Raw genomic sequence first — 7,311 nt, 5'->3', positions numbered from 1 at the left:
TCCGCCTCCCCGGCCAACCTGCCGTTTTTGGGGTTTGTGGTGTAATCCCCCCACACCGATAGTGGGGGCTTCGCCCCCACACCCCCGGGGCGTAGCCCCACGACCCCTTGGGGCCTAGCCCCGCACTTGGTCTCGGGGACTAGCCCGCACTTAGTCCTTGACGAGCTTTGGTGCGGTCTCGAGGGCGAGTTCGTCTTCGACGGTGAGGCCGTGCTCGTCCGACTCCTCCGGGGCGGGGGCGCGGTTAGGGAGCAGGACTGCCATGACGATGACGACCAGGGAGAGCACGGCGGACAGGCCGAAGGCTAGTTTCATGCCGGAGAGCAGGGCTTCCTTCGGGCCGGTGCCGGACTCGATCAGGGACTCGCTGCGGGTGGACATGACGGTGACCACCAGGGCGGTGCCGAAGGCGGCGGCGACCTGCTGGAGGGTGCCGAGCATGGAGCTGCCGTGCGAGTACAGGTGCGGCGGGAGTGCGCCCAGGCCGAGGGTGAAGACCGGGGTGAAGGCCGCGGCGAGCGAGATCATGAGCAGGATGTGCAGACCCAGCAGCGCCGCGTACGGGATGGACATGGAGATGAAGGCGAAGCCGGCCAGGGCGACCGAGACGCCGATCGAACCCGGGATCACCAGCACGCGACCGCCGAACTTGTCGAAGATGCGGCCGACGGTCGGGCCGAGCAGACCCATGGCCAGACCGCCCGGCATGACCAGCAGACCGGTCTGCAGCGGCGAGAGACCGCGCAGGTTCTGCAGGTACAGCGGCAGCAGGATCATGGAGCCGAGCATGGCCATGAACGCGACCGACATGAGGATCAGCGCCTTGGTGTAGGTGCCGGCCAGCAGCACGCGCAGATCCAGCAGCGGCGAGCCGTTGCGCTGCAGCTGCAGCTGACGCAGGACGAACACCGCGACCAGCGCCAGACCCGCGACGGCGATCAGAATCGGCGTGGTGGCATGGCCGGTCTCGAACTTGCTGAGGCCGTACACCAGGCTGCCGAAGCCGAGCGCCGCGAACACCACGCTGGCCCAGTCGATCGAACCGGTCTGCGGTTCACCGACGTTCTCCAGCTGCCGCAGCCCGAAGAAGGTGACCACGCCCGCGATCGGCAGCACCAGCACGAACAGCCAGCGCCAGGACGCGATCTGCAGCACCAGGCCGGAGATGACCGGGCCCATGGCCGGGGCGACCGAGATGGCGAGGGTGACATTGCCCATGACCCGGCCGCGATCGTGCTCGGCCACCACCGTCATGAGGGTGGTCATGAGCAACGGCATCATGACCGCGGTGCCGCCGGCCTGGACGATCCGGCCGACCAGCAGGATGGCGAAGTTCGGCGCGATGGCCGAGAGCGCGGTGCCGGCGAGGAAGACGCCCATGGCGATGGCGTAGGCCTGGCGGGTGGTGACCCGCTGCAGGAACCATCCGGTCACCGGGATGACCGCTGCCATGGTGAGCATGAAGGCGGTGGAAACCCATTGGGCCGACCGCTCGGTGACGTGAAGGTCTTCCATCAGGCGCGGAATCGCGTTGATCATGATGGTTTCGTTCAGGATCACCACGAACGTCGCGAGCACCAGGAGGCGGATGACGACGGGCGTCTTCCCTCCGGTTGCGGTGCCGGCGGATATTTCGGGGGTCAAGGGGTTACCTCCGGGGCGTAGTGCTTGCTGGACGAATGTGGCCCGATGCGAGTCACTGCACTGTCCCGGCGCCACACGAGATCAGACGGCAATAGTTCACTCAACTCATCGGTCGCGAAAAAGTATTCCTGTCGGGTACGACACGTTTCACCCCAATTTTCGGGGGCACCACGGTCATAGCTCGTTGAAATCAGCTGCTCACCAGCAACTCTCACGGGCGTTCAAGATCGCATGGTGAGGCTGGTCACGCCACCGGATGCGACACCCCAGCTCCGTGGGCATGAACCCGGCCCCTTGCTTACGTAGGGTAACGAGCTGTGGGTACAGGGCGGGGGTCGGAAGTCGCGCGTTCGCGATGGACCCTCGTGCTGCTCGCCGCCGGAGCCGGACTGGCGCTGATTCTGCTGTTCACCACGGTCGATCCGTGGATGGACAAGGCCGGGATCCTGGCCGGCGGCCTGGACGCGCACATCTATCGGGACGGCGCGTTGAAGGCGCTGAACGGGGACCCGCTCTATACCGAGCCGACGCTGTACGGGCTGCTGTATACCTATACGCCGTTCTCGGCCATCGCCTTCACCCCGATCGCGGCGGTGCCGTGGGCCTATGTCACCTACACCTGGATGCTGCTGAATCTTGGTGCGCTCTATGGCTGTGTGCTGCTGAGCTGGCAGTTGCTCGGGTATCGGCTGACCGGGCGGCTCGCGGGAGTCGGTGCGCTGCTGGCGATGACATGCCTGTTCCTCGAACCGGTGCGCACCACGCTGTTCTACGGGCAGATCAATCTGATGCTGATGCTGCTCGTGCTCTGGGGCTTCTCGCGGCCCGAGGGCAGCAGGCTGCGGGGCGTCGGTGTCGGGCTGGCCGCGGGGATCAAGCTGGTGCCCGGCTATTTCATCCTGCAGTTCCTCGCGCTGCGGCAATGGCTTTCGGCCTGCATCGCGACCGCGACGTTCGCGGCGACGGTGGCGCTGGCCTGGATCGTGCTGCCCGGGGATTCGCGGCAGTACTGGTTGAAGACGTTCTTCGAATCGGATCGCATCGCCCCCGATGACATTCCGGCGAATCAATCGATTCGCGGCGCCATCGCCCATCTTGCCCATGGCGAGGCGTCGACCTGGTTGTGGCTGGCGATCGCCGGAACCGTCACCGTGGTGAGCCTGGCGCTGACGAGCGCGCTGTACCGGCGCGGTGAACGGCTGCTCGCGGTGACCGTCGCGGGCCTGACGGCGTGCGCGGTCTCCCCGTTCTCGTGGGGTCACCACTGGGTGTGGTTCGTGCCGCTGTTCGTCTACCTCGTACATCGGGCGCAAACCAGGCCGTACTGGTGGATCGCGGCGGCGGTGCTGTTCGGCTCGATCGGAGCCTGGGCGTACACGTGGAACACGGAATATGTGTCGATCGGCCTGTTCCTGTACCCGCAGTGGTGGACGATCGCGCCGGTGCTGCTGAACATCTACGTCATCGTGTACGCGATCGTCCTGGCGTTCGCGCTACGAAAAAGCCTTCCACCAGGCATTTTTCAGCGCATACAGCGCAGGGTCGGTTAACTGGCGCGAAGTTTCGCGACCGTGATGGCTAGAGTCGGACCTCGTGCGTGCAGATTCACCTCGGTTCGCCCGAGTTCGAGTAATCGCCGCCGTATCGGGGGTTCTAGCAGTACTGCTGGCTGCGGCTACGCCGCTGCTCCCGGTCCGGCAGCATCAAGCCGGCCTGGATTGGCCACAGCCGCAAGCGGTTCAGCTGACCGCGCCGCTGGTCGACTATGTGCCGCTGTCGCTGGATGTGACCATCCCGTGCACGGTATTCCGGGATACCCCCGGCGGGACCGTGCTGTCGACCATTCCGGCCATGGCTCCGGGGGCGGCCGAAAAGGGGCTGCAGGTCCGCGTCGAGGACAAACCCGATACCGGGCGCACCCTGTCGGTCCTGCTCCGCAACAATCCGCTGCTGACCGCCTCGCTCACCGAAATCATCGGCGCCGGAACAGCACCCGAAGGCGCGCCGGACGGCACCGGGGCGGGTGCCGGACCCACCGCCGCGCCCGCGACCACTGCACCCGGCGCGACCGCGCCCGGCGCCATTCCCCCGGGCGCGACCCCGCCACCGGGATCCACACCGCCACCGGGATCCACACCGCCGCAGGGCACCACACCGCCGCCCGGCACCGCACCGTCGCCCGGCACCACCCCATTGCCGGGTGCCACTCCTCCGCCCGGCGCCACTCCGCCGCCGGGATCCACTCCCCCACCTGGCATTACCGCGCCTGGCGGAACCGGCCAACCGGGGACCACGCCGCCATCGGGTGAAACTTCGCCGCCTCCTACCGATTCGGCGCTCAGCCCGGGGGCCGTCCCCGGTGTCGATCCGAATGTCGTTGCGGCTCCTCGCTGTGCGGCACTCGTCGTGCGGTCGACGTCCACCGCCACCACGGCCGAACTGACCGGCGTCACCCGCACGGACGGTTCGGCCTTCCGCACCGTGGTCGAAGCGGACATTCGCCCCCAAATCGTCGGCGTCTACACCGATCTGGAGCGCGCCCGACTAGGCGATGCCCGCCTGCACGCCGAGATCGACGCCCGCTTCTCGTCCAGCCCGAGCCCGCTGAAACTGGCCGCCATCGCCGGTGCGGTGCTGTTCACCCTCATCGCCCTGATCTGCCTGCACCTGCTCGACACGACCGACGGCCGCCGTTCGCGCCGCTTCCTGCCCGCCCGCTGGTGGCGCATCACCCCGCTCGACGGTGTGGTCGCCGGCATCTTGGCGCTCTGGCATGTCATCGGTGCCAACACTTCCGACGACGGCTACATCCTCACCATGGCCCGCGCCTCCCGCGAGGCCGGGTACACCGCCAATTACTACCGCTGGTTCGGCGTGGCCGAAGCCCCCTTCGGCTGGCCTTACGAGCTCATCGCCCAGATGAGCCGCTTCACCGAGACGAGCCTCTGGCTACGGTCGCCCGCCCTGCTCACCGGCCTGCTGTGCTGGTGGGTGATCAGCCGGGAAGTCCTGCCGCGCCAGGGTTCCCGAGTCCGCTCCAGCAGTGTGGCCCGCTGGACCGCGGGCCTGGCATTCCTGGCCATCTGGCTCCCCTACAACAACGGCCTGCGCCCGGAACCTTTGATCGCCCTGGGCGCACTGCTCACCTGGTGCTCGATGGAACGCGCCATCGCCACCCGCCGCCTGCTCCCGGCCGCCGTCGCAGTCCTCATCGCGGCCTTCTCGCTCGCCGCCGGACCAAGCGGCCTGATTTGTGTAGCGGCCCTGATCGCAGGTTCTCGAACAGTCCTGCGGACCATCATCACTCGCGCCCGAGCCGCTCTCGGCGACACCGCTGCCGACGGCACTCCTCGTCATTCCGGCATGCTTATTCCTCGTCATTCCGGCATGCTTTTGGCCGGAATCCACCCAACGGAGGGAGATCCCGGCCAAAAACATGCCGGGATGACTGGTGGGACTTCTGACCCGGCATTTGGCGGCGGCAGCACCAGCAGCGACGGCAGCACCAGCGGCGGCACCAGCAGCACCAGCGACAGCAGGACCAGCGGCAGTGACGGCGGTTGGGGCGGGGTAATGCGAAAGCTGCTGGCCTACAGTGCACTTGTTGCGCCTGGGGTGGCGGCGGGGCTGGTGGTGCTGGTGGTTGTGTTCGCGGATCAGACGCTGGCGACGGTGTTGGAGGCCGTGCGGGTGCGGAAGGCTGTCGGGCCGGATCTGGGGTGGTCGGATGAGCTGACGCGGTGGGAGTCGTTGTTGTCGTTGACGCCTGATGGGTCGGTGGCGCGGCGGTTCGGGGTGTTGGTGATGCTGCTTTGTCTCGGGGCGTGCGTGCTGGTGGCGTTGCGGAAGGGCGGGCGGATTCCGGATACCGCGCGGGGGCCGGTGGCGCGGGTGCTCGGGGTGGTGTTCATGGCGCTGCTGTTGATGATGTTCACGCCTACCAAGTGGACGCATCACCTCGGGGTTTATGCGGGGTTGGCGGCGGCGCTGGCGGCTGTGACGGCGGTTGCGGTGGGGAGCAATGGGGTTCGGGCCCGGCATTACCGGGCGCTGTTCGCCGCGGGGGTGTTCTTTCTGCTGGCCGTTACGTTCACCGGGTCCAGTGGGTGGTGGTACGTGTCCGGATACGGGGTGGCCTGGCCGGATCGGGCTCCCGCTGTCGGCGGGGTCGCGGTCGCGTCGGTGTTCCTCGGGTTGGCGGTCGCGTGCCTGCTGGTCGCCGTGTGGAGGTATTACCGCGAGCCTCGGTTCACCGCCGGCGAGGCGGATTCCAAGGTGTTCGACCGCTTTGCGATTCGGCCGCTGACCGTGGCGCTGGCGGCGCTGGTGCTGTTCGAGGTGGGGACCATGGCGGTGGCCGCATATCGGCAGTACCCGGCCTATTCGGTGGCGCTGTCGAATCTGCGGGCGCTGGGCGGGGATTCGTGCGCCATGGCGGATGACGTTCTCGTGGAGCGGAATACCGGGGATTCGTTGTTGCAGCCGTATACCGGGTCGGTGGCGGATGGGCTCGCGGCGGAGAACACCGGGTTCACGGCCAATGGGGTGGGCTCGTTGATTCCGGATGCGGGCGGACCCGGTGGAGATCAGCAAGGTCCGCCGCCTGGAGACGGCTCCGGAGGCCCGAGCGGACCTGGCGGCTCAGGTGCACCCGGCGGCGCAGGCGCACCAGGCGGCTCAGGTGGCCCCGGCGGGTCGGGTGGACCCGGTGGGTCGGGTGGACCTGGTGGTCCCGGTGGACCCGGTGGCGATCCGCGTGCGGGCCGGCCCGGTATCAATGGCAGCACCGTTGCGCTGCCGTTCGGGTTGGATCCGGTGCGCACGCCCGTGCTGGGCAGCTACGCCACCGGAGAAGTGAAGCCCGCCGCGCTGACGTCACAGTGGTATCGGATCGATCTGGCTGCCGCGCTTCAGGATTCGGCCTACCGGGTGCTCGTCTTGACTGCGGCCGGTCATATCGCGTCCGTCGACGACAATGGCCGGGAGATTCCTGGGCAGCGGTTGCGGGTGGAGTTCGCGCATCGGGCCGAGGACGGGACCGTTCAGGCGCTGGGCGAGTTGACGCCGCCGACTATCGGCGGTGCGCCGATGTGGCGGAACATGCCGATCGACCTGGGCCGAATTCCCGAGGGGACCAATGCGATTCGGCTGGTAGCCAAGGTGGACGATCCGACGGGGCGGCAGTGGATCGCCGTCACTCCGCCGCGGCTGCCGAAGCTGGCGACCCTGAATTCGGTGGTCGGCACGGACCCGGTGCTGGCGGATTTCCATGTGGGATTCGCCTTCCCGTGCCAGCGCCCGTTCGACACGAAGGACGGCGTCGCCGAGCTGCCGGTGTGGCGGATTCTGCCGGACAAGCTCAATGCGCGGGTCGCGGAGACCTGGCAGGGCGATACCGGTGGCGGGCCGCTCGGCTGGACCAATGTGCTGATGCGGTCGCGCACGGTGCCCAGCTATCTCGAGCACGATTGGACCCGGGACTGGGGTGAGTTGCAGTTGCTCAACCGGTTCCTCTCGGTGCCGACTGCCACCGTCGATACCCGGGTCGAAACCCGTTGGGGCTGGGTGGAAGAGGCGCCGATCAAGACCGACTAGCGGCACGCCATCGGCAGAGATACCGAAAGGGGCGTGCCCCGGGCCGCGGACCCGATGTCCGCAGCCCGGGGC

Annotated in this window: 3 protein-coding genes; 2 read left to right on the top strand and 1 reads right to left on the bottom strand. The window is 67.9% G+C overall.

The features are described from left to right. Positions 1-150: 150 nt before the first annotated feature. Positions 151-1,644 carry an MDR family MFS transporter gene (locus ACFVIV_RS30425; RefSeq protein ID WP_379202216.1) on the bottom strand — a complete coding sequence of 498 codons (1,494 nt, stop codon included), beginning with the start codon at positions 1,642-1,644 and terminating at the stop codon, positions 151-153. Between the two features lie 317 nt (positions 1,645-1,961). On the opposite strand from ACFVIV_RS30425, the gene ACFVIV_RS30420 reads away from it, so the two are divergent. Both ACFVIV_RS30420 and ACFVIV_RS30415 read left to right on the top strand, forming a co-directional pair. Further along, positions 1,962-3,194, top strand: coding sequence for a glycosyltransferase 87 family protein (locus tag ACFVIV_RS30420; protein WP_379202214.1), 1,233 nt, complete (start codon positions 1,962-1,964; stop codon positions 3,192-3,194). Between the two features lie 43 nt (positions 3,195-3,237). Beyond that, positions 3,238-7,239 carry an arabinosyltransferase domain-containing protein gene (locus ACFVIV_RS30415; RefSeq protein ID WP_379202212.1) on the top strand — a complete coding sequence of 1,334 codons (4,002 nt, stop codon included), beginning with the start codon at positions 3,238-3,240 and terminating at the stop codon, positions 7,237-7,239. Positions 7,240-7,311 lie beyond the last annotated feature (72 nt).

Origin of the sequence: Nocardia sp. NPDC127526 (assembly GCF_042672265.1) — a bacterium.
GTDB lineage: Bacteria > Actinomycetota > Actinomycetes > Mycobacteriales > Mycobacteriaceae > Nocardia.
This window is presented reverse-complemented; position numbering and strand designations above follow the sequence as displayed.